Consider the following 23,107-nt stretch of genomic DNA (forward strand, 5'->3'; position numbering starts at 1 on the left):
CTGTTGAACACCCACACACCCCATCTCGACTTGATCGCAACCTTAGCCCGCCGAACACGACGGCGCCCGCCATGCGACGGTGTCGCCCTGCTGTGCGTTAATGGGGTATGGGAAAGCTGCTCTACGGCACCTCGGGCATCGAGATCGAGTTCGACGATCGCACGCTCACGCACCTGCAGATCGTGATCGCGGCGAAGCTGCGTCGCAAGGAGAGCTTCTTCTTCTCCTGGAAAGACGACCCGGCGATCGGCGACGGCCGCTCGAGCATCTGGCTCGACTCCTCGATCCCGCTCTATTTCAAGTTCGCGGGCGGGCGGGTGCCGGCCATCAATCGTGAGTGGCTCGACATCCTCACCGCCTCGTCGAACGGCTCGGGCGGCCTGCAGTTCACCGAGGAGCCCGGTGCCCCCGGCTCCAACGGAAACGGAAACGGCAACGGGAACAACGGGGCGAGCGGCCCCGCGACGGTCCGCTAGAGCGCACCGCTAGAGCGAGGCCTCCAGGGCCGCCTTCGCCTCGTCGAGCGAGGGGTAGCTGCCGAGGTTCTTGCCGGTGCGGGTGGTCACGACGAAGCCGTGCACCCACTTCTCCGCCACGATTCCGAGCGGACGGGAATCGGATGCTTTCGCGACCCACAACCCCAGTTGTGCTTCTTGCCAGGTGATGGCGCGGGCGATCAGTGTGTCAGTCATTGTTCTCCTTTGAACGCGACTGAATGATCATAGGCGCTCTGCGTTGCGTAGGGAACGCATACGGTTCGATGCACAGCCCGATAGGAAACCGTTAGGACCGGCAGCAGCACCCCCGAACAGGCGTTGGATCGACTTCCGTCAACAAACGCCCCTTTCGGATGGAGATTCCCGTGCTCGACATCGTCTATGTCGCTGCGATCCTGGCCGTGTTCGGTCTGGTCGCCTTGGTCGCGTGGGGGGTCGAGAAGCTGTGATCGTCATCGACGTCCTGGCCCTGGTGCTCGGCGCGGCCGCGGTGGCGTACCTCGTGTACGCCCTGGTGAAGCCGGAACGGTTCTGATCCGTGTCTTCTCTCGAAATCTGGCTCGCCGTCGCGCAATTCGCGACCCTCGTGCTCGCCCTGGGCCTCATCTACCGGCCGCTCGGCGACTACATCGCCCGCACCTTCACCTCGACCAAGCACCTGAAGATCGAACGCGGTCTCTACCGCCTCGTGGGGGTGAACGGCGACTCCGAGCAGAGCTGGGGCGCCTACCTCCGCGGCGTTCTCGCGTTCTCGGCGGTCGGCGTGCTGCTGGTCTACCTCATCCAGCGCCTGCAGGCCGTGCTGCCCTATTCACTCGGGTTCCCCGCCATCCCGGAGGGCCTCTCGTTCAACACGGCCGTCTCCTTCGTGACCAACACGAACTGGCAGTCCTACTCGCCTGACGTCACCATGGGCTACACGGTCCAGCTGATCGGCCTCGCGGTGCAGAACTTCGTTTCGGCCGGCGTCGGCCTCGCCGTCGCGATCGCGCTGATCCGCGGATTCTCGCGCCGCTCGACGGGCACCATCGGCAACTTCTGGGTCGATCTCACGCGAGGCGTCCTGCGCATCCTGTTGCCCCTCTCCTTCATCGCCGCGATCGTGCTGATCGCCGGCGGCGTCATCCAGAACGTCGCCGGATTCACGGATGTGACGACCGTCGCGGGTGGGACGCAATCGATCCCCGGTGGCCCCGTCGCCTCGCAAGAGGCCATCAAGCTGCTCGGCACCAACGGCGGCGGGTTCTTCAACGTGAACTCGGCGCATCCGTTCGAGAACCCGACGCCGTGGACGAATCTCTTCGAGATCCTGCTCATGCTCGCGATCCCGTTCTCATTGCCCCGCACCTTCGGCACGATGGTGGGCGACAAGCGGCAGGGCTACGCCATCCTGGCCGCGATGGGCGCGATCTTCGTGGTCTCGCTCACCGCCCTCACCGTCTTCGAGGCGATCGGTTCGGGCTCCGGCCCGATGGCCGCCGGCGGAGCGATGGAAGGCAAGGAGCAGCGCTTCGGCATCTTCGCTTCGACGCTCTTCGGCACCAGCTCGACGATCACCTCCACCGGCGCCGTGGACTCGATGCACGACAGCTACACCTCGCTCGGCGGCATGATGACGATGTTCAACATGATGCTCGGCGAGATCGCGCCGGGCGGCGTCGGGGCGGGCCTCTACGGCATGCTCGTGATCGCGATCATCACGGTGTTCATCGCAGGACTGCTGGTCGGCCGCACGCCGGAATACCTCGGCAAGAAGCTCGGCCCGCGCGAGATCAAGCTGGCGAGCCTCTACATCCTCACCACCCCCACCATCGTGCTGGCCGGCACGGCGCTCAGCTTCGCGATCCCCGCGGTGCGAGCGGATGTCGAGAGCACGTCGATCTGGAACCCGGGCCTCCACGGTTTCAGCGAAGTGCTGTACGCCTTCACCTCGGCGGGGAACAACAACGGTTCGGCCTTCGCCGGCATCACCGCGAACACGCCGTGGTTCAACACGGCGCTCGGGGTGGCGATGCTGCTCGGCCGGTTCATCCCGATCGTGTTCGTGCTCGCATTGGCCGGGTCGCTCGCCTCGCAGGGGAAAGTCCCGGTCACGGCCGGAACCCTGCCCACCCACCGCCCGCAGTTCGTGGGCCTCCTCGTCGGCGTCGTCCTGATCGTCGTCGCCCTCACCTACTTCCCCGTGCTCGCACTCGGACCTCTCGCCGAAGGGCTTCAGTAATGTCCACCGTCATCCATCCGTCCACCGGGCCCGCGACCGGGGCGTCTCGAACGGGCGCGCCGCGCACCTTCAGCGTCGCCCAGCTCGGGAAGGCCCTGCCCGGTGCCTTCCGCAAGCTCGATCCCCGCGAGATGTGGCACAACCCCGTCATGTTCCTCGTGGAGGTCGGCGCCGCTCTCACCACGCTCATCGCCATCGTGCAGCCCTTCGTTCCCGCGGATGACGGCACGCAGGCGACCTCGCTCGCCTTCACCTGGGCGATCGCGGTCTGGCTCTGGCTCACCGTGCTCTTCGCGAACCTCGCCGAGTCGGTGGCCGAGGGCCGTGGCAAGGCGCAGGCCGCCACGCTCCGGGCCACCCGCACCAGCACGATGGCCTCGCGCGTCGTCGACTACGACGCGGCGGCCGATCCGTCGGCGCTCCGGGCGACGACCTCGCAGGTGGCCTCGGCCGATCTGCGGCTCGGTGACGTGGTCGTGGTGGTGGCGGGAGACCTCATCCCGGGCGACGGCGACATCATCGACGGCATCGCCTCGATCGACGAGTCGGCCATCACGGGCGAGTCGGCCCCGGTGGTGCGCGAGTCGGGCGGCGACCGCAGCGCCGTCACCGGCGGCACCCGGGTGCTCTCCGACCGTGTCGTGGTGCGCATCACCTCGAAGCCCGGCGAGACCTTCGTCGACCGGATGATCCGCCTCGTCGAGGGCGCCAGCCGCCAGAAGACGCCGAACGAGATCGCGCTCAACATCCTGCTGGCGAGCCTCTCGATCATCTTCGTGATCGTGGTGCTCACGCTCGGCCCGATCGCCGGCTATTCGAACGCGGCGCCGTCGATCGCCGTGATGGTGGCCCTGCTCGTCTGCCTCATCCCCACCACCATCGGCGCACTGCTCTCGGCCATCGGCATCGCCGGCATGGACCGCCTGGTGCAGCACAACGTGCTGGCCATGTCGGGTCGCGCGGTCGAGGCGGCCGGCGACGTGACGACGCTGCTCATGGACAAGACCGGAACGATCACCTACGGCAACCGCCGGGCATCCGAATTCCGGGCCCTCGCCGGTGTCGACGCCCTGGCCCTCCGGGATGCGGCCGCCCTCTCGTCGCTCAGCGACCCGACGCCCGAGGGCAAGTCGATCGTCGACCTCGCCGAGCAGGAGGGATTCCGTCGGCCCTCGTCGATCGACGGGGAGGTCGTGCCGTTCACGGCGCAGACCCGGATGAGCGGGATCGACTTCTCCGACGGCCGGCAGATCCGCAAGGGCGCCGGCTCCGCCGTGATCGCCTGGGCCCGGGAGACCGGAACCGCCGGCAGCTCGCTCTTCGACGAGGTGCAGGAGTCGACCGACCGGATCGGCTCCTTGGGAGGCACCCCGCTCGTGGTGGCCACCAAGCAGCCCGGCGAGCCGGCCGAGATCCTCGGTGTCGTGTATCTGAAAGACGTCGTGAAGGAGGGCATCGCCACCCGTTTCGCCGAACTGCGCGCGATGGGCATCCGCACCGTCATGGTCACGGGCGACAACCCGCTCACGGCCAAGGCCATCGCGGCCGAGGCCGGTGTCGACGACTATCTCGCCGAGGCGACGCCCGAGGACAAGCTGGCGCTCATCCGGCGTGAGCAGGAGGGGGGCAGCCTGGTCGCCATGACCGGCGACGGCACGAACGACGCCCCGGCCCTCGCCCAGGCGGATGTCGGCGTGGCCATGAACACCGGCACGAGCGCTGCGAAGGAGGCCGGCAACATGGTCGACCTCGACTCCGACCCCACGAAGCTCATCGACATCGTGGCCATCGGCAAGCAGCTGCTCATCACGCGCGGAGCGCTCACGACCTTCTCGATCGCGAACGACGTGGCGAAGTACTTCGCCATCATCCCCGCCATGTTCAGTGCCGTGTTCCCGGGGCTCGCGCTGCTCAACATCATGGGCCTGCACTCCCCGGCATCGGCCATCCTGTCGGCGGTGATCTTCAACGCGATCATCATCGTCATCCTGATCCCGCTCGCCTTACGCGGCGTGAAGTACCGGCCCCTGTCGGCGTCGCGCATCCTCAACCGCAACCTGCTCGTCTACGGGCTGGGCGGCGTGATCGCCCCGTTCATCGGCATCAAGCTGATCGACCTCGTGGTCTCCCTCATCCCCGGCTTCTGACCCATATTCTCCGAAAGGCATACGCCCATGGCTTCCTCCCGCGGATTCGCCCGCCCCTACTGGGTGGCGCTCCGGTACATGATCGTCGCGACGATCGCCCTCGGGATCGTCTACCCCCTCGCCGTTTTCGGCGTCGGCCAGCTCGCGCTGCCCGCGCAGGCGAACGGCAGCCTGATCACCGATGCCGGCGGCACCGTGGTCGGCTCCTCGCTGATCGGGCAGTCGTTCACCGACGCCGACGGCAACGCCCTGCCCGAGTGGTTCCAGTCGCGGCCCTCGGCGGCCGGCTACGACGCGTCGGCGTCGGTCGGCAGCAACTACGGACCCGAGAACCCCGACTTCCTCGATGAGATCGCGGCGCGCAAAGCCGCGATCGCCGAGCTCGAGGGCGTCGATCCGTCCGACATCCCGGTCGACGCGCTCACCACCTCGGCTTCCGGACTCGACCCCCAGATCAGCCCGGAATACGCTCTACTACAGGTGCCCCGCGTCGCGGAGGCCCGGGGACTGGAGGAGTCGCAGGTTCATGATCTCGTCGAATCCGCCATCCAGGGCCGCGATCTCGGGTATCTCGGCAACGAGACCGTCAACGTGCTGCAGCTCAATCTCGCGCTCGCGCAGCTGGGCTGACCGGATGCGTGAGCTCCGCCGGGTGCCGGCGTGAAGCAGGGGCGGCTGCGGGTGTTGCTGGGGGCGGCGCCCGGAGTGGGCAAGACCTACACGATGCTCGAGGAGGGGCGGCGGCTCCGCGCGGCGGGAAAAGACGTGGTGATCGCGATCGTGGAGACCCACGGTCGCGCCGGCACCGCCTCGATGTCGGCCGGCTTCGAGGTGGTGCCGCGGCTGCGCGTCGGTCACCGCGGTGTCGAGCTCGACGAGATGGATCTCGACGCGGTGCTCGCCCGGGCGCCCGAGTACGCGCTGGTCGACGAGCTCGCCCACACGAATGCCCCGGGCCTCGCGCACGAGAAGCGCTGGCGCGACGTGGAGACGCTGCTGGATGCCGGCATCAACGTGCTCTCCACCGTGAACATCCAGCACATCGAGTCGCTCAACGACGTGGTGCAGCAGATCACCGGCGTACCGCAGCGCGAGACGGTTCCGGATGCGGTGCTGCGCGCGGCCGACCAGATCGAGGTGGTCGACCTCGCTCCGCAGGCGCTCCGCGACCGCCTCGCCGAGGGCCAGGTCTACCCGGCGGCGCGCGTGGATGCCGCCCTCTCGAACTACTTCCGCCTCGGCAACCTCACCGCCCTCCGCGAGCTCGCACTGCTCTGGCTCGCCGACGAGGTCGACAGCTCGCTGCGCCGCTACCGGGCCGACCACGGCATCGGCGACAAGTGGGAGGCCCGAGAACGCGTGGTGGTGGCCCTCACCGGCGGGCCCGAGGGCGAGACCCTGCTGCGCCGTGGCGCCCGAATCGCCGCCCGCTCTTCCGGCGGCCAGCTGCTGGCGGTGCACGTGACGGCCCAGGACGGGCTGCGCGAACCGAACCCGGGCGCTCTCGCCGCCCAGCGCACGCTCATCGAGAGTCTCGGCGGGAGCTTCCACCAGGTGGTGGGTGACGACATCCCCTCGGCCCTGGTGGAGTTCGCGCGCGCGTCGAACGCCACCCAGCTCGTCATCGGCGTCAGCCGCCGGAGCCGGCTCTCCGCTCTGCTCACCGGCCCAGGAATCGGCGCCACCGTCATCCGGGAGTCGGGCGACATCGACGTGCACATCGTCACCCACGCCGCGGCGGGCGGCCGGATGCGCCTGCCCGGCACCCGGGGAGCGCTCACCCTCCGCCGCCGCATCTACGGCTTCGCGTTCGCCCTCGTGGCGGGCCCCTTGCTCACCTGGCTCCTCACCGCCTTCCGCAGCCACGACTCGATCACCTCCGACGTGCTGAGCTATCAGCTGCTGGTGGTGGTCGCAGCGCTGATCGGCGGCATCTGGCCCGCGCTGTTCGCCGCGGTGCTGAGCGGGTTCACGCTCGACTTCTTCTTCGTCGACCCGCTCTACACGGTCACCGTCAGCGAGCCGCTGCACGTGCTCGCACTGGTGCTCTACGTGGTGATCGCGGTGCTCGTGAGCATCGTGGTCGACCAGGCGGCGCGCCGGTCGCGGGCGGCGCGGCGCTCGGCCGCGGAGTCGGAGCTCGTGGCAACGGTGGCCGGCAGCGTGCTGCGCGGCGAGGACGCCCTGCAGGCCCTCGTCACCCAGACCCGCGAGGCCTTCGGCCTCACGGGCGTGCGCCTCGTGCGCGACGGGCGCACCCTCGCCTCCGACGGCGAGCCCGCCCCCACCTCGCCGAGACGTCAGTCTTCGCGAGAAAACGGGGCGGGAAGCGCGGACAGCGACGTCTCGCGGGAGGATTTCGTGTCCATGCCCGTCGACGAGACCACGGTGCTGGAGCTGCACGGGCGCGAGCTGCAGGCATCCGACCGCCGGCTGCTCGCCGTGATCGTGGCGCAGATCGCCGCGGCGCTCGAGCACGCGAACCTCGAAGAGACCGCGCGGGAGGTGGCGCCCCTCGTCGCCGCGGACCGGGTGCGCTCAGCGTTGCTCGCGGCCGTCGGCCACGACCTGCGCCGCCCGTTGACGGCCGCGACGGCGGCGGTGACGGGCCTGCGCGCCCGCGACGCGACGCTCAGCGCGGCCGACCGCGAAGAGCTGCTCGCGACCGCTCAGGAGAGTCTCGCTTCGCTCGCCCAGCTGCTCACCGACCTGCTCGACGTGAGTCGTCTCCAGGCCGGTGTGCTCGGCGTCTCGCTGGTCGACGTTCAGCTCGACGACCTGTTGCCGACCGTGCTCGACGAACTCGGAATCGGTCCGGCCGAGGTCGATCTCGACATCCCGGCCGATCTGCCGGCGTTCCCCGCCGACCCGGTGCTGCTCGATCGTGTGCTGGTCAACCTGCTCTCGAACGCGCTGCGCTACAGTCCGGCAGGGGAGCGGGTGGTGGTCTCGGCCAGCACCTTCGCCGACACCGTTCAGGTGCGGGTCGTGGATCGAGGTCCCGGCATCCCGGTCGACCGGCGCGACGACGTGTTCGTGCCGTTCCAGCGGCTCGGCGACACCGACAACCTCACCGGTCTCGGTCTCGGCCTGGCACTCTCGAAGGGATTCGTGGAGGGCATGGGCGGCACGCTCGACACCGAGGAGACCCCCGGGGGCGGGCTCACGATGGTGGTGACGCTGCCGGTGGCGGCGGAAGAGGACGGCAGCGCATGAAGATCCTGATCGCCGACGACGACCCGCAGATCCTGCGCGCCCTGCGGATCACGCTGGGGTCGCAGGGATACGACATCGTGACGGCGGCCGACGGCGCCGAGGCCATCCGGGTCGCCACCGAAGGCTCGGTCGATCTCATCATGCTCGACCTCGGGATGCCGCGGCTCGACGGCCTCGAGGTGATCCAGGCGGTGCGCGGCTGGTCGAGCGTGCCCATCCTCGTGGTGTCGGGCCGGGCCGGCTCGGCCGACAAGGTGGACGCCCTCGACGCGGGCGCCGACGACTACGTCACGAAGCCGTTCGCGATGGACGAGCTGCTGGCGCGCATCCGCGCCCTCACGCGCCGCAGCGCGCCGACCGCCGGGGGCGACGACCCCGTGGTGACCTTCGGTGGCATCACGGTCGATCTCGCCGCCCATCTGGTGACTCGCGACGGCGACCGCACGGCCATCCGTCTGACGCCGACGGAGTGGAAGATCCTCGAACTGCTGGTGCGCAATCCCGGCCGCCTGGTGACGCACCAGGAGTTGCTCACCGAGGTGTGGGGCACGCACCTCGTGAAGGAGACCGGCTACCTGCGGCTCTACATCGGCCAGCTGCGCAAGAAGCTCGAGGCCGAGCCGTCGCATCCGGTGCATCTCCTCACCGAGGCCGGCATGGGCTACCGTTTCGTGCCCACGACCGGGTGACGCCGCACGGCCGGGTGACGCCGCGTCCTCACGATGTGCCGGGAACCAGCAGCCCCGACTCGTAGGCCACGATCACGAGCTGAGCGCGGTCATGCGCCGCGAGCTTCGTCATCATGCGGTTCACGTGGGTCTTCGCGGTCTGCGGCGAGATCACCAGGTCCTTGGCGATCTCGGTGTTCGAGAGCCCTCGCGCCACGAGCACGAGGATCTCGCGCTCCCGTTCGGTGAGCAGCCGCAACTCCTCGGGCACCCGCAGCGGCGCCGCCTCGACCGGTGCGGTGTAGCGCCCGATCAGCGCCTTCGTGGCGCGCGGCGAGAGCAGCGCCTCGCCGTCGTGCACCACCCGGATGGCGTGCATCAGCTCGGCCGCCTCGGTGCCCTTGCCCACGAATCCTGAGGCGCCGGCGCGTAAGGCGAGCAACACGTTCTCGTCTTCTTCGAAGGTGGTGAGGATGACGATGCGGGTGCCGGCGGTCGCCGGGTCGCGGCAGATCGCATCCGTCGCCTGGATGCCGTCCATCACCGGCATCCGGATGTCCATGAGCACGACGTCGGGGTGCAGCGCGTGCACCAGGTCGACGGCTTCGCGGCCGTTCGCGGCCTCGCCCACGACCTCGAAGCCCGGCTCGTTGGAGACCAGTTCGGCCACGGCGGTGCGGATGAGCGACTGGTCGTCGGCGAGTACGACGGAGATCATCGGGCGGGTCCTTCCGGTTCGATGGGCAACCACACGGTGAACCGGTGCACGGGTCCCGGTCGGATGGTGGTCTCCAGCCGGCCGCCCACCGACGCCACACGCTCGCGCACGCCGATCAGGCCGTGGCCGTTTCCGTCGCCCGTCGTCGAGTGCGTGCCGGAGGCGACGGAGTTCACCACGATGATCTCGAGCCCTTCGGCCCGTCGCTCCAGGTGGAGCAGCGCGGAGCCGTCGCTGCCGTGCTTCTGCGCGTTGGTGAGCGCTTCCTGCACCACGCGGTAGGCGACGATGTCGACCGGTGGCGAGATGTCGCTGAGTGAACCGGAGCTGCGCACCTCGACCTGCAGCCCGCTGCGCTCGAACTCCTCCAGCAGGGTGTCGAGCTCGCCGAGCCCCGGTACGGGCGACGACGTCGCCGACGAGCCGACGGATGCCGCCCCCACGTCGCCGGCGCGGAGCACGGTCAAGAGGCTCCCGATCTCGCTGAGCACGGTGCGCGCCGCTTCGCGCACCGTGGCCAGCGAACGCTCGGCGTCGTCGGGCCGGTCGTGCAGCGCCTGGGCAGCCACGCTCGCGTGCAGATTGATGACGGCGATCTGGTGCGCCATCACGTCGTGCAGGTCGCGGGCGATCCGCAGCCGCTCCTCGGCCACGCGCCGCTGCGCTTCAGCCTCCTTCGTCTCCTCCGCCCGCCGCGCCCGCTCGGTGATCGTGGCGATGAATTCGCGCCGCGATCGCGTGGCGTCACCGGCGGCGGCGGCGAAACCGATCAACCCCACCACCTGGATGACCGTGCGCGCGTCGTTCCACTGCCCGAAGAGGAAGAACCAGGCGGTGACCGAGAGCACGAGGGCCGCGACGAGGGCGAGCACGATCGTGACCCGCCGGCCGGTGTGTGCCGCGGCGGAGAACAGGGTGATCAGCACCGTGAGCATCACCGTCACGATCGGCGCGTCGATCAGGATGCCCAGGGCTGCGAGCGCCACGGCGGCGAGGGCGGCCGACCGCGGAAAGCGGCGGCGCAGCACGATCGCGGCGACGCATCCGGCGATCACCAGAACCGACGGAACGGTCGTCCAACCCGACCGCGACAGTTCGCTCGGGCCGAAGGTCGTCACCAGCGTGAGCACGACGCCCGCCGCCGTGGGCAGCCAGCGCGGCCACGGTGCCCGGTGGGGGGCGGGCAGGGGAGCGGGTCGTGTGGTCATCCCGGCCTCCTTCCGGCGCCGTGCGGCCGATACCTCATCTTCGCAGCCTGCGCCCCGCGGACCATCCCGCCGACGTGGACGCGGCGGCTACCACGATCGTGGTAGTCGGAGGCTCCGGATGCCTCATCCGCCACTGTCGTGCCCCTCTCGCGGTAGGGCGCGGTTGCCGCGGGAGGGGGACGCCGGCCGACGCGGCGGCCGGAAGCATGGACGTGGCCGCTCGAACGGCCATCCCGCCCACCCAAGGAGCAGCCATGCCCGTCCCCATCCTCGCCGCCCGCGACGTGCGCAAGTCGTACGGTCGCGGTCCGACCCGTTTCGACGCACTGAAAGGCGTCTCCCTCGACATCGTCGAAGGGGAGTCGATCGCGATCGTCGGCAAGAGCGGTTCGGGCAAATCGACCCTGATGCACCTGCTCGCGCTGCTCGACCAGCCCAGCAGCGGCGTGGTGGAGCTGAACGGGCGGGATGCCGCGGGCCTGCGCGGCTCGAACCTCAACACCACCCGCAACCAGACCTTCGGCTTCGTGTTCCAGCAGTTCTTCCTCACGCCCGGCGCGAGCGTGCTCGACAACGTGACCCTGCCGCTGAAGATCGCGGGCGTGCGCGGTGCCGAACGCCGGCGTCGGGGGATGGCGGCGCTCGCCCAGCTCGAGCTCGCCGACAAGGCCAAGAACAAGGCCACCGACCTCTCGGGCGGCCAGAAGCAGCGTGTCGTGATCGCGAGGGCCCTGGTGAACGACCCGAGCGTGATCTTCGCCGACGAACCCACCGGCAACCTCGACACGGCCACGGGCGCGGTGGTCGAGGACATCCTCTTCGACCTCAACCGCTCGACCGGCATCACCCTCATCATCGTCACGCACGACGAGGAGCTGGCGGCGCGCTGCGATCGCCGGGTCTACATCCGCGACGGTCTCGTGGTCGACGAGGCGACGAGCGCCCACCACGATGCCCACCGCGGTCACGGCGCCCACGCCGGCGCAGCCGAGCAGCCGGCCGACGGCGACGGGGAGGTCGCCGCGTGAACGGCTTCGACCTCATCCGCTCCGCGATCGGCAACAGCCTGCGCAGCAAGACGCGTACCGTCCTCACGGTGATCGCCATCTTCATCGGCGCCTTCACGCTCACCCTCACGAGCGGCGTCGGCACCGGCATCAACGACTACATCGACTCGACCCTTTCGTCGATCGGCGCCTCCGACGTGATGAGCGTCACGAAGACCCCGGCCGACGCGCAGAACGACGGCCCGGTCGAATACGACCCCGACTCCTCGACGGTCGAATCCGACCGCCCGGCCGGCGGCGACATCGAAGCGATCACCTCGACCGACCTCGACACGCTGGCCGCCGTGCCCGGAGTGCTCTCCGTCGAGCCTGCCGTCTCGGTTCGCGCCGACTTCGTGCAATACGACGGCGGAACCCGGTATCAGAGCGCCATCGGAGAGCTCGTGCCCGGCATGAGTCTCGAGCTCGCGGCGGGGGAGCAGCCGGATGCCTCGGCATCCGACGACCAGATCGCCATCCCGCAGTCGTTCGTGGAGCCCCTCGGTTTCGCCGACGACGCGGATGCGATCGGCAAGACCCTGACGATCGGCATCACCGACGCGCAGGGCACGCAGAGCACGATCGACGCGACCATCGTCGGCGTCTCGGAGCCCGGCCTCGTCGGCGGAACGTCAGCGGCTCCGAACACCGCCCTGCTGGATGCGCTGCACCAGACGCAGTCGGTCGGTCTCACCGAGAAGGCCGCGCAGACCTACGCCTCTGCCACCGTGCGCTTCGATCCCGACGCCACCGACGCCCAGATCGCGACCCTCAAAGCCGACCTGAAAGCGGCCGGCTACGACGGCGTCACGGTCGAAGACCAGATCGGGTCGTTCAAGACCGTCATCGACGCGATCATCCTGGTGCTGAACGGCTTCGCGGTGATCGCCCTGCTCGCGGCCGGATTCGGCATCGTGAACACCCTGTTGATGTCGGTGCAGGAGCGCACCCGGGAGATCGGTCTGATGAAGGCGATGGGGATGTCGGGCGGCCGTGTCTTCGGGCTGTTCACCATCGAGGCGGTCTTCATCGGATTCCTCGGCAGCGCGATCGGCGTGGTGATCGGCATGCTCGCCGGCACTCTGGCGAACAGTGTGCTCTCCGGCGGACTGCTCTCAGCACTTCCCGGCCTCTCGCTCGTGGCATTCGACCCGGTCTCGCTCGGCGTGATCGTGCTGACGGTGATGGGCATCGCGTTCCTCGCCGGAACGATCCCGGCCCTCCGGGCAGCCCGCCAGGATCCGATCACGTCGCTCCGCTACGAGTAGGCCCGGCGGTGGGGCGGGGACCACGCCCCTGCCCCACCCGCCGCCCTTGGCAATGTATGAGAAAATTCGCCGATGATCGTCGACAACGCCGTATACGTGGCCGGCCACCGCACCGCCGACCCACCGAGCCTCGACGAGACCTTCGAGGTGATGCGCGAGCGCCACGGGTTCGCCTGGATCGGGATGTACCGCCCCAGCCCCGAGGAGCTGCAGTCGGTGGCCGACGAGTTCGACCTGCCGCCACTCGCCGTCGAAGACGCCTTGAAGGGGCATCAGCGCGCGAAGATCGAGAAGTACGGCGGGTCCACCTTCCTCGCGCTGCGGCCCGCTCGCTATCTCGACGCCGACGAGCGGGTGGAGTTCGGCGAACTGCACGTCTTCCTCGGCGCCGACTACCTGATCACCGTGCGGCACGCCGAGTCACCCGATCTCGCGCTCGTGCGCAAACGCCTCGAGGGCGATCCCGAGTTGCTGGCCAAGGGCCCGCTCGCCGTGCTCTATGCGGTGCTCGACCAGGTGGTCGACGAGTACGCGCCGGTGATCAACGGCCTCGAGAACGACATCGACGAGATCGAGGATCAGCTGTTCAACGGCGACCAGGAGGTGTCGCGGCGCATCTACCAGCTCTCGCGCGAGGTGATGGCGTTCCAGCGGGCCACGCATCCGCTCTCCGACATGCTCGAGTCGTTGCGCGACGCGCTCGCCGAACGCGACGCCGACGTGACCCTGCGCGAGAACCTGCGCGACGTGCACGACCACGTGCTGCGGATCGTGGAGCGCGCCGACTCGTTCCGGCAGCTGCTGCAGAACGCGCTGATGGTGCACACCACTCTGGTGGGACAGGACCAGAACAACGAGATCAAGAAGATCTCCTCCTGGGCCGCCATCCTCTTCACCCCGACTCTGGTGGGCACCATCTACGGCATGAACTTCGAGTACATGCCCGAGCTGCACTGGGTGCTCGGGTATCCCTTCGCGCTCGCCCTGATGCTCGCGCTCGGGTTCGGGCTCTACAAGGCCTTCAAGCGCAAAGGCTGGCTCTAGGCCTCATTCGGCCGCGGCGCGGTCGTGCAGGGTGATCTGGTAGCCGTCGGGGTCGGCGAAGGTGAAGGTGCGGCCGAACGGGCCGTCGATGGGGGCGGAGACGATCCCCACCCCGTCGGCGACGAGCGCGTCGTGGATCGTCTGGGCGTCGGGCGCGTGCAGCCACACCCCAACGCCGAGGCCGGGCTGGGCGACCACGTCGAGATCGACACCGGGCAGCGGTGACCGCACGGCGAATGCTGCCGGAGCGGTGTCGAAGACGACGGCGTGCGGCGGGCCGGCCTGCCGGGTGAATCCGAGGTACTTCTCGTAGAAGGCGGCCGACGCGGGCACATCGCGCACCTGCAGTGAGATGAAGCCTGGTCCGGATGCGGTCATGGTGTCGTCCTTTCAATGAATGTCAGTTAGTTGACATAGAGCACTATATGTCAGAATACTGACATGAGTCAAGATTCGCCGGGAATCGATCTGGAGACCTCGCTGGGTTACCTCCTGAAGGAGGCGTCCAGCGCCCTGCGCACGCGGATGGAAGCCGTGCTGCGACCGCTCGGCATGACCATCACCCACTACTCCTGTCTCGAACTGCTCGCGCAGCGCGCCGGTCTGTCGAACTCGGAGCTCGCCCGCGGCGCGTTCGTGACCCGTCAGTCGATGAACGTGCTGTTGCAGACGCTCGAGCACGACGGGCTCGTCACGCGACCCGACCGGGCGCCGTCGGGTCGCGTGCTGCCGGTCGAACTGACCCCGAAGGGGCGTCGTCAGCTCGCCACCGCCAGCACGGCGGTCAAGGGGGTCGAAGACCGCATGATCTCCGCCCTGTCGCCCGAAGAGCGGGCGCTGTTCGGCGACATGCTCGCGCGGTCGATCGCGGCCCTCCGGGAATGGGATAGTTAAGCTACCTAGCCGTTTCAGAGGGAGTCGACGACGTGCATTTTCTTGCCGTTCTCAGCATGAAGAACCGGGCCCTCATCGCGCTCGTCACGATCGTGGTCGCCGTGTTCGGCGGGCTCGCGCTCACCAGCCTCAAGCAGGAGCTGATCCCCTCGATCGAGTTCCCGCAGCTCGCGGTGCTCACCACCTACCCCGGCGCCAGCCCCGAGGTCGTGAACGACGACGTCTCCACGCCGATCGAGAGCGCGATCCAGGGCGTCGAGGGCATCGAGACCACCAGCGCCACGAGCAGCACGAACCTCTCGATCATCTCGGCCACCTTCACCTACGGCACCAACCTCGCCACCGCCGAGCAGAAGATGACGCAGGCCATCAACCGCATCAAGTCGACGTTGCCCGAGAACCTCGATCCGCAGGTGCTCTCCGGCAGCATCAACGACCTGCCGATCATCTCGATCGCGGTCTCGGGCGAAGACACCAAGACGCTCGCCGGGCAACTCGAGGCCTCGGCCGTGCCCGACCTCGAAGACGTGAAGGGGGTGCGTGCCGCCGAGGTGCTGGGCGCCATCGGGCAGCGGGTCACCATCACGCCCTCGCCCGCCTCGCTCGCCATCGCGACCGTCACCACGAAGGACATCAGCGACGCCATCGCCGCGAACGGCCAGCTCATCCCCGCTGGCACCCTCACGCAAGACGGCCAGAGCTACGCCGTGCAGGCCGGATCGAAGCTCACCTCCACCGACGACATCGCCGCGCTGCCGCTCCCGGCTGCGAATCAAGACGGCACGCCCGTCACCATCGGGCAGGTCGCGACCGTCGCCCTCGTCGACGATCCGGTGACCTCCATCTCGCGCGTCAACGGCGAGGATGCGCTCACCCTGTCGATCACGAAGCTCCCCGCGGCGAACACGGTCGAGGTGTCGCAGGGCGTGCGCGACCTCCTCCCGCAGCTGGAGAGCGCGATCCCCGGCGCCACCTTCACCGTGGTGTTCGACCAGGCCCCGTTCATCCAGCAGTCGATCGAATCGCTCGCCACCGAAGGCCTCCTGGGCCTCTTCTTCGCGGTGCTCGTCGTGTTCGTGTTCCTGCTGTCGATCCGGTCGACGATCGTCACCGCCATCTCCATCCCGACCTCGGTGCTGATCACCTTCATCGGCCTGCAGACGGCGAACTACACGCTCAACATCATCACGCTCGGCGCGCTCACCATCGCGATCGGGCGCGTGGTCGACGACTCGATCGTCGTGATCGAGAACATCAAGAGACATCTCTCGGCGCTCGCCGGCGTGCAGCTCTCGCCGAAGGAGGCGGGCGCCGCGCGGGCCTCCCTCATCGTCGACGCCGTGCGCGAGGTGGCGGGGGCGATCACCGCCTCCACCATCACCACGGTCGCCGTCTTCCTGCCTCTGGCCTTCGTGGGCGACACCACGGGCGAGCTGTTCCGGCCCTTCGCGCTCACGGTCACCATCGCGCTGCTCGCCTCGCTGCTCGTGGCACTCACCATCGTGCCGGTGCTGGCCTACTGGTTCGTGCGACCGCCCAAGGCGAAGAAGTCGCCGGCCGTCGCCGCCGCGGTCGAAGGCGGGGCGTCGGATGCCGCGTCGACTCGCTCGGGTGAGCACGCGCATCCGCACGCCGGCCCGCTGCACGACCCCGCACTCGACGTCGCCGCATCCGGAGCCGCGCCGGGAACCGCGATCGCGGTGATCGAGTCGCCTCCGTCGCGCCGTCCGCGCGCCCATCGCGTCGAGATCGAAGACGAGCCCCCCACCGCATTGCAGCGCCGCTATCTCCCGATCATCTCCTGGACCCTCAAGCACTCCGTCGTCACGATCATCATCGCGATCCTCGTGCTGGTGGGCACCGTGCCGCTCACCCTGCTGATTAAGACGAACTTCCTCGGTTCCAGCGGTCAGAACACCTTCACCGTCACGCAGACGGTGCCGGTCGGATCGAGCCTCGACGCACAGTCGACCGCTGCCGATCAGGTGGAGTCGGCGCTCGAGGGGATCGACGGCGTCCAGACCGTGCAGCTCACCATCGGCTCCTCGGGCAGCGCGTTGCGCGACGCCTTCGTGGGTGGCGGCGACAGTGCCATCACCTACAACATCACCACCGACGAGAACGTCGACCAAGACGCCCTGCAGGACACCGTGCGCACGACGCTCGAAGCGATCCCGGATGCCGGTGAGATCTCGGTCTCGTCGGGTGGCGGTTTCGGCGGTTCCTCCGACATCGCGATCGACGTCACGGCACCAACGCAAAGCGACCTCGCGACGGCGGCTTCCGCGGTGCTCACCAGCATGCAGGGCCTGGCCGAGGTGAAGCAGGCCTCGTCGAACCTCAGCGACTCGCGTCCGTACGTGCAGGTGGCGGTCGACCGCACCAAGGCGGCGCAGGCCGGTCTCAACGAGGTGGCCGTCGGCAGCATCGTCTCGCAGGCCATGCAGCCCACCACGGTCGGCTCGATCGTGATCGACGACAAGAACTACACGATCTACATCGCCGCCGAGAACCCGCCGACCACACAGGACGAGCTGGCCGGGTTGCAGATCCCGACGGCCCTCGGCCCTGTGCGGCTCGACTCGCTCGCCACCGTGTCGATCGTCGACGGACCGGCCACGATCACCACGGTCAAGGGTGTGCGCACCGCGACCGTGTCGGTCACGCCGAACAGCGAAGACCTCGGCACGGCCAGCGCCGAGGTGCAGAAGGCGCTCGACGAGGTCTCGCTCCCGGCCGGTGCCGCCGCGAGCGTCGGCGGTGTGGTCACCGACCAGTCGGATGCGTTCTCGCAGCTCGGCATCGCCCTGCTGGTCGCCATCCTGATCGTCTACGTCGTGATGGTGGCCACCTTCAAGAGCCTGCTGCAGCCGATCCTGCTGCTCGTCTCCATCCCGTTCGCCGCGACCGGCGCGATCGCGCTGCAGGTGATCTCGGGCATCCCGCTCGGCGTGCCGTCGATCATCGGGGTGCTGATGCTGATCGGCATCGTGGTGACGAATGCGATCGTGCTCGTCGACCTCGTGAACCAGTACCGGGGGAGAGGTCTGCCGGTGCGGGAGGCGCTCGTGGAGGGCGCTTCGCGACGTCTGCGGCCGATCCTCATGACGGCGCTCGCCACGATCTTCGCTCTGCTGCCGATGGCGGTGGGCCTCACCGGGCACGGCGGGTTCATCTCGCAGCCGCTCGCGATCATCGTCATCGGCGGTCTCGTGTCGTCGACGCTGCTGACGTTGATCGTGCTGCCGGTGCTCTACAACCTCGTCGAGGGCACGCGGGAGCGCCGTCGCGATCGCCGCGAGGCCCGTGCCCAGTCGGCTGCGGCTGCCGACTTGGCTGAGGTGGGCGAGCCCGCCTAGCGGCGCTTCGGGGCCGGAGGAAGGGGTGGGTCTCCCCACCAACCGAGGCCGTCCTCGTCGGGAACGAGTGTGCCGACTCGCGTGCCGAGCGGTTCGCCGATCGTGAAATCGGCGATGTCGACACCGAAGTCCGTAGCAGTCGGGTCGAAGGTGAACGCTGATTGGAATTGCTCACCGTCCGCGATCACTCGCACTCCGGCATCCTGCCCGCCCGGTGCCGTGTAGACCACGCAGAACCCGTCAGTGATCACCCAGCAGTCATGGACTCGCACTCGTCCGCCCTCCGTGAGGCCACCCGCTCTGAGCCGCTCGAGGCATCCCAGCAGAGCCGACTCTTCCCAGCTCGGCCGCGAGATGGCGGTGAGGCGATCGATCTGAGCCTGATGGAACGGGGTGACGGAGCCCATGTGGATACCCGCTAGAAGGCGAGGGCGAGGAGGAAGAAGACGACTCCGAGGAGGGGGAGGGTGCCCTGCGTGGCGGCAGCCCGGAGGCGAGAGCGACCCGTGCTGAGGAGCACCACGGCGGCCGCGAACATCGAGCCCGCCGAGAAGACGGCGAGCGCGAAGCCGGCGTCGCGCGCATCCGTCCAGTAGAGGATGACGCCGAGGGCCGCACCCACGGCGAGGAACAGGTTGTAGAAGCCCTGGTTGTAGGCGAGCGGGGCCGTGGTGTCGGCATCCGCCTGGCTGGCGAGGCCGAAGCGCTTCCAGATGGCGGGGGTGCGCCAGCGCACGCTCTCCATGTACCAGATGTAGACGTGCAGCAGGGCGGCGAGCCCCACGAGAACGGATGCGACGATGGCCATGCGGTCAGCCTAGCGTCGGCTGTGCGCGGTACATTGGCGAACGCATCCGTTCGAGCGTCAGAGGGAGCCCCATGGAGAACGTCGCCGTCACCGGTGGAAGCGGAAAACTCGGCAGGGCGGTGGTGCGCGAACTGCTCGACAGCGGATACGCGGTGGTGAATCTCGATCGGGCGCCGTCGCCCGATCCGGATGCGCGCGCCCAGTTCGTGCGCGTCGACCTGTCGAACTATGGCGAGGTCGCCGAGGCGCTCACCTCCGTCGACGACCGTTACCACCGAGTCGACGCCGTGGTGCACCTCGCCGCCATCCCGGCCCCGGGCATCCTCACCAACTCGGCGACCTTTGCCAACAACGTGCCGAGCACCTACAACGTCTTCGCCGCGGCGCAGGCGGCCGGCATCGACAACGTGGTGTGGGCCTCGAGCGAGACGGTGCTCGGGCTGCCGTTCACCGAGTCGCCGCCGCCGTCGTTCCCGGTCGACGAGTCGTATGCGGTGCGCCCGCAGTCGACCTACTCGCTCGGCAAGGCGGTCGAGGAGGAGATGGCGCGGCACTTCACCCGCTGGAACCCGAACCTCAAGCTCATCGGCCTACGCTTCTCGAACGTGATGGACGTGGGCGACTACGCCGCCTTCCCCTCGTTCGAGGAGGAGCCCCTCTCGCGCGCCTGGAACGCCTGGGGCTACATCGATGCCCGCGACGGCGCGCAAGCCGTGCGCCTGTCACTGGAGAGCACCATCCGCGGCTTCGAGGCCTTCGTGATCGCAGCGGCCGACACCGTGATGTCGACCCCGTCGGCGGCCCTGGCGGCGGAGCACTTCCCGACGGTGCCGTTCACCCGCTCGGTCGACGGCACCGAGACCCTCCTCTCCATCGATCGCGCGCGAGAGCTCCTCTGGTTCACCCCGAAGCACTCGTGGCGCGACCACGTCTGATCCCGCTTGCCGATGCGGCATGAAGCGAGATATGCTCATCGCTTGAAGTGAGCAACCCTCACCCGGCGTGTTGCTCATCGCTCGAGTGAGGAACCCGCCCATGCCTGCTGCACTCCGCCGACGCATCCTGCCCGCCGTGGCTCTGAGCGTCGCGATCTCCCTCTTCGCCGGTCTGCCCGAGGCCCAGGCGGCGGGCGGGGCGACGCCGGCGCCTGGGGAGACGCAGCTGATCAGTGCCAGCCCCACGGGGACCCCGGGGGACGACCAGTCAAGCCAGACTTCGGTGTCGGCTGATGGCAGATTCGTGGCCTTCACTTCTGCGGCTCGTAACCTCACCAACTTGCCTGTGCCGCCCTCAAAATCTCAGGTGTACGTGCGAGACGTCACGAGTGGGCAGACCGTGCTTGTGAGTGTCGACGCCGCGGGAAAGGCGGGAGGCGATGGGCATTCGTACGACCCCTCCATCTCCGACGACGGCCGGTATGTGGCGTTCACGTCATATGCAACCGATCTCGACGCTTCAGTCGCCTTCGATGGTCACTCTCAGATTCACCTGCGAGATCTGATGACCGGCACGACACAACTGGTCAGCAGGAACGTCGCCGGCACGGCTGCGGGCATCTACAACTCGTTCGATCCGGCGCTGTCCGGTGATGGATCGCGGTTGGCTTTCGGGTCGGTCGCGACGAATCTGTTGCCGGGAACCTCTGTCGACGTCAGTCAGATCTTCGGGGCCGAGATGAAGAGTGGGGCGATGACGGTCGTCAGGATACTCAGCGTGCGCGACGCGACTCTGAGCTCGCCGGGTCAGATCGGAAACGATGATTCGTACTCTCCGTCATTGTCGCGAGACGGCAATGTCGTGGCATTCTCGTCGCAGTCGACGAATCTCAGCTCGAACGCGGTTTCGGGCACGGTCTCTCAGATCTTTCTGCACGCGATCGACTCTGGCAGCACGGGGTTGGTGAGCGTTGCCACCGACAGTGCCAGCGGTGGCAATGGCGATTCGAACCGCCCTGTGGTCTCCGCAGATGGTCGGCGCATAGCGTACGACTCGAAGGCCGGTAACCTCTCGCCGAAATCCGTCGGCACCGTCGATGAGCAGGTCTATCTGCGAGACACGACGGCGATCCCGTCTGAGTTGGTGAGTGTGAATCAGTTCGGCGACAAGGCCGCCAGTGGTCAGTCGCTCTCCGCCTCGCTGTCCGACGACGGGCAACGGGTGGCTTTCGTCTCGTACGCCAAGGATCTGGTTCGGGCTGACACTCGGGGTGTCAGGCAGGTGTACTGGCGTGATGTCCGGCTGGGCGTAACGGGCCTCGTCAGTGCCACAGTGGCCGACCCGCTGAGAGGCAGCGGCGGCTCGGGCGGTGGTTACCCGAGCATCTCGGGCGACGGGCGACTCGTCGCGTTCAGCGCAGTGCGCGACCTGCCGGGCGGCACGGAGACCGAGCCCGCGCAGACCTACCTCCAGGGGCTGCAGGGGCCGCGAGTGGAGCGGATCGGCGGGGCAGATCGGTTCGCCGTGTCGGCCTCGGCATCGGCGAAGACCTTCCCGCCCGGGGTGCCCGTTGCGTACGTCGCCTCGGGTGCCGTGTTCAGTGATGCGCTCTCCGGATCGGCGATCGCGGGCGCGCAGGGTGGGCCGGTCTTGCTCGTCGGCAAGGACTCCGTGCCGGACGCGATCGCCGCCGAGTTGAGGAGACTCAAACCCGCGAAGATCGTCGTGCTCGGCGGGCTCAACACCATCAGCGCCGATGTGGAGAGGGCACTCAGTGCGTTCGGCGCGGGGGTATCGCGAATCGCCGGAGCCGATCGATTCGCCGTGTCGGCGTCCATTTCGGCGAACGGATTCGCTCCGGGCGTCGACACTGCCTACGTGGCATCCGGCGCCGTGTTCCCCGACGCCCTGTCGGGGTCCGCCGCGGCCGGCCTCCTCGGTGGACCCGTGCTGCTGGTCGAGAAAGACTCCGTTCCCGCCGCCATCGCCGCCGAGCTCAACCGGCTGAAGCCCAAGAACATCGTGGTGCTCGGCGGCATCAACACGATCTCCGATGCCACCTTCATGAAGCTGAAACCCCTGGCGACCCAGATCAGGCGGGTGGACGGGGCAGATCGCTTCGAGGTCTCGGCGAACGTGTCCCAGGACGCGTTCTCGGGCCGTGACGTGGTCTATGTGGCGTCGGGAGCCGTGTTCCCCGACGCGCTCTCGGGGTCGGCTGCCGCGATTGCGGACAAGAGCCCGGTGCTCTTGGTCACGAAGGATTCGATTCCGCCCTCGGTTGCGACGCAACTGGATCGCCTCGACCCATACCGCATAGTCGTGCTCGGCGGACCGAACACGATCTCCGACACGGTGAAGGGCGCGCTAGAGGAATATCTCCGCAGGTGAACGGGGGCTGCGGAGAAGCTGGAGGAACGCCCCGAATCTGACCGATCGGACAGTGGCTGACCGATCGGTCAGGCTAGGGTCGGAAGCGTGCCTTCTCCCCAGCCGATTCCCCGCATCCAGACCGATGTGAGCGCCGAACTGCGCCAGATCGCGCTGCAGATGTTCGCCGAGAACGGCTACACCGGCACGAGCCTGCAGCAGATCGCCGATGCGGCCGGCTACTCGAAGTCGAGTGTGCTCTACCACTTCTCGTCGAAGGAAGCCCTCTTCGAGGAGGCAATCGCACCCGCCGTCGAGCGACTCGGCACCTTCCTCGCCTCGACCGTCGCGCGCGCCTCCTCGCGTGAGCTGCGTGAAGCCTTCGTGGTGGAGTTCGTCGACCTGCTGCTCGAATACCGCCTGGCCGCGCACATCATCATCAACCAAGGGCAGACCCTCGGCGACATCCGCTCGATCGACCAAGCGCTCGGCTACATGGCGCAGATCGGCGAGGCCTTCATGTCCGAACTGCCCACCACCCAGCAGCGCGTGCGGTTGGGCATCGCGCTCGCCGGCGCCGCCTACATCCTCGTCGCCGCCCCCGCGGGCAACGTCCTCATGGAACCCGTCGACGAGGTCAGGGAGGCCCTCATCGACGTGGTCACCGAGCTGATCCTGCCCCTCGCGGGCTGATTTCCCTCACGCAC

Annotated in this window: 21 protein-coding genes; 15 read left to right on the forward strand and 6 right to left on the reverse strand. The window is 68.4% G+C overall.

The window, feature by feature from the left end:
* The first annotated feature begins 107 nt into the window (after positions 1-107).
* Complete coding sequence (locus tag BLW00_RS07780; protein ID WP_092551428.1) at positions 108-476, forward strand: DUF7882 family protein; 369 nt, start codon at positions 108-110, stop codon at positions 474-476.
* Between the two features lie 9 nt (positions 477-485).
* On the opposite strand, the gene BLW00_RS07785 is transcribed toward BLW00_RS07780, so the two are convergent.
* On the reverse strand, positions 486-692 hold the full coding sequence (locus BLW00_RS07785) for a hypothetical protein (RefSeq protein WP_092551432.1): 207 nt from the start codon (positions 690-692) through the stop codon (positions 486-488).
* A gap of 250 nt (positions 693-942) precedes the next feature.
* On the opposite strand from BLW00_RS07785, the gene BLW00_RS22875 reads away from it, so the two are divergent.
* The 6 genes from BLW00_RS22875 to BLW00_RS07815 are packed head-to-tail and all read left to right on the forward strand — an operon-like array spanning position 943 to position 8,770.
* On the forward strand, positions 943-1,032 hold the full coding sequence (locus tag BLW00_RS22875; RefSeq protein WP_139256655.1) for a potassium-transporting ATPase subunit F: 90 nt from the start codon (positions 943-945) through the stop codon (positions 1,030-1,032).
* A gap of 18 nt (positions 1,033-1,050) precedes the next feature.
* A complete protein-coding gene (gene kdpA / locus BLW00_RS07795; RefSeq protein ID WP_175494199.1) occupies positions 1,051-2,718 on the forward strand; it encodes a potassium-transporting ATPase subunit KdpA in 1,668 nt (555 codons plus the stop codon).
* Entirely contained in the window at positions 2,718-4,865 is a 2,148-nt protein-coding gene (kdpB, locus tag BLW00_RS07800; protein ID WP_092551441.1) for a potassium-transporting ATPase subunit KdpB, read from the forward strand. Before kdpA ends, kdpB begins: the two co-directional genes overlap by 1 nt.
* 27 nt (positions 4,866-4,892) lie before the next feature.
* Entirely contained in the window at positions 4,893-5,495 is a 603-nt protein-coding gene (gene kdpC, locus BLW00_RS07805) for a potassium-transporting ATPase subunit KdpC (RefSeq protein WP_092551444.1), read from the forward strand.
* A 30-nt stretch (positions 5,496-5,525) separates the two neighbouring features.
* Positions 5,526-8,081, forward strand: coding sequence for an ATP-binding protein (locus BLW00_RS07810; RefSeq protein ID WP_092551447.1), 2,556 nt, complete (start codon positions 5,526-5,528; stop codon positions 8,079-8,081).
* Positions 8,078-8,770, forward strand: coding sequence for a response regulator (locus BLW00_RS07815; RefSeq protein WP_092551449.1), 693 nt, complete (start codon positions 8,078-8,080; stop codon positions 8,768-8,770). The genes BLW00_RS07810 and BLW00_RS07815 overlap by 4 nt, the downstream gene beginning before the upstream one ends.
* A gap of 28 nt (positions 8,771-8,798) precedes the next feature.
* Here BLW00_RS07815 and BLW00_RS07820 read toward each other — a convergent pair whose 3' ends face one another.
* Both BLW00_RS07820 and BLW00_RS07825 read right to left on the reverse strand, forming a co-directional pair.
* Positions 8,799-9,467, reverse strand: a complete 669-nt coding sequence (locus BLW00_RS07820; protein WP_092551452.1) for a response regulator — start codon at positions 9,465-9,467, stop codon at positions 8,799-8,801.
* Entirely contained in the window at positions 9,464-10,675 is a 1,212-nt protein-coding gene (locus tag BLW00_RS07825; protein WP_092551456.1) for a sensor histidine kinase, read from the reverse strand. The genes BLW00_RS07820 and BLW00_RS07825 overlap by 4 nt, the downstream gene beginning before the upstream one ends.
* Positions 10,676-10,929: 254 nt before the next feature.
* Between BLW00_RS07825 and BLW00_RS07830 the strand changes: the two genes are divergently transcribed.
* The 3 genes from BLW00_RS07830 to corA all read left to right on the forward strand — a co-directional run bounded on the left by BLW00_RS07830 (position 10,930) and on the right by corA (position 14,033).
* Positions 10,930-11,703 (forward strand): ABC transporter ATP-binding protein, encoded by a 774-nt coding sequence (locus tag BLW00_RS07830; RefSeq protein ID WP_092551459.1) that lies wholly within the window; start codon positions 10,930-10,932, stop codon positions 11,701-11,703.
* On the forward strand, positions 11,700-12,989 hold the full coding sequence (locus BLW00_RS07835) for an ABC transporter permease (protein ID WP_092551462.1): 1,290 nt from the start codon (positions 11,700-11,702) through the stop codon (positions 12,987-12,989). The genes BLW00_RS07830 and BLW00_RS07835 overlap by 4 nt, the downstream gene beginning before the upstream one ends.
* A gap of 72 nt (positions 12,990-13,061) precedes the next feature.
* Entirely contained in the window at positions 13,062-14,033 is a 972-nt protein-coding gene (gene corA / locus BLW00_RS07840) for a magnesium/cobalt transporter CorA (RefSeq protein WP_092551465.1), read from the forward strand.
* A 3-nt stretch (positions 14,034-14,036) separates the two neighbouring features.
* Here corA and BLW00_RS07845 read toward each other — a convergent pair whose 3' ends face one another.
* On the reverse strand, positions 14,037-14,411 hold the full coding sequence (locus BLW00_RS07845) for a VOC family protein (RefSeq protein WP_092551468.1): 375 nt from the start codon (positions 14,409-14,411) through the stop codon (positions 14,037-14,039).
* 63 nt (positions 14,412-14,474) lie between these two features.
* On the opposite strand from BLW00_RS07845, the gene BLW00_RS07850 reads away from it, so the two are divergent.
* Both BLW00_RS07850 and BLW00_RS07855 read left to right on the forward strand, forming a co-directional pair.
* Complete coding sequence (locus BLW00_RS07850; RefSeq protein WP_092551471.1) at positions 14,475-14,927, forward strand: MarR family winged helix-turn-helix transcriptional regulator; 453 nt, start codon at positions 14,475-14,477, stop codon at positions 14,925-14,927.
* A 32-nt stretch (positions 14,928-14,959) separates the two neighbouring features.
* On the forward strand, positions 14,960-18,286 hold the full coding sequence (locus BLW00_RS07855) for an efflux RND transporter permease subunit (protein WP_092551474.1): 3,327 nt from the start codon (positions 14,960-14,962) through the stop codon (positions 18,284-18,286).
* Here the strand turns inward: BLW00_RS07855 and BLW00_RS07860 are convergent.
* On the reverse strand, positions 18,283-18,693 hold the full coding sequence (locus BLW00_RS07860; RefSeq protein ID WP_092551477.1) for a hypothetical protein: 411 nt from the start codon (positions 18,691-18,693) through the stop codon (positions 18,283-18,285). The genes BLW00_RS07855 and BLW00_RS07860 overlap by 4 nt on opposite strands.
* An 11-nt stretch (positions 18,694-18,704) precedes the next feature.
* Positions 18,705-19,094 (reverse strand): DUF1304 domain-containing protein, encoded by a 390-nt coding sequence (locus tag BLW00_RS07865; protein ID WP_092551480.1) that lies wholly within the window; start codon positions 19,092-19,094, stop codon positions 18,705-18,707.
* A gap of 71 nt (positions 19,095-19,165) precedes the next feature.
* On the opposite strand from BLW00_RS07865, the gene BLW00_RS07870 reads away from it, so the two are divergent.
* The 3 genes from BLW00_RS07870 to BLW00_RS07880 all read left to right on the forward strand — a co-directional run bounded on the left by BLW00_RS07870 (position 19,166) and on the right by BLW00_RS07880 (position 23,093).
* Entirely contained in the window at positions 19,166-20,029 is an 864-nt protein-coding gene (locus tag BLW00_RS07870) for an NAD-dependent epimerase/dehydratase family protein (protein WP_092551483.1), read from the forward strand.
* A 100-nt stretch (positions 20,030-20,129) separates the two neighbouring features.
* Positions 20,130-22,421 carry a cell wall-binding repeat-containing protein gene (locus tag BLW00_RS07875; RefSeq protein WP_092551486.1) on the forward strand — a complete coding sequence of 764 codons (2,292 nt, stop codon included), beginning with the start codon at positions 20,130-20,132 and terminating at the stop codon, positions 22,419-22,421.
* 87 nt (positions 22,422-22,508) lie between these two features.
* Complete coding sequence (locus tag BLW00_RS07880; protein WP_092551489.1) at positions 22,509-23,093, forward strand: TetR/AcrR family transcriptional regulator; 585 nt, start codon at positions 22,509-22,511, stop codon at positions 23,091-23,093.
* Positions 23,094-23,107: the final 14 nt, after the last annotated feature.

Source organism: Herbiconiux ginsengi (assembly GCF_900107435.1).
Lineage (GTDB): Bacteria > Actinomycetota > Actinomycetes > Actinomycetales > Microbacteriaceae > Herbiconiux > Herbiconiux ginsengi.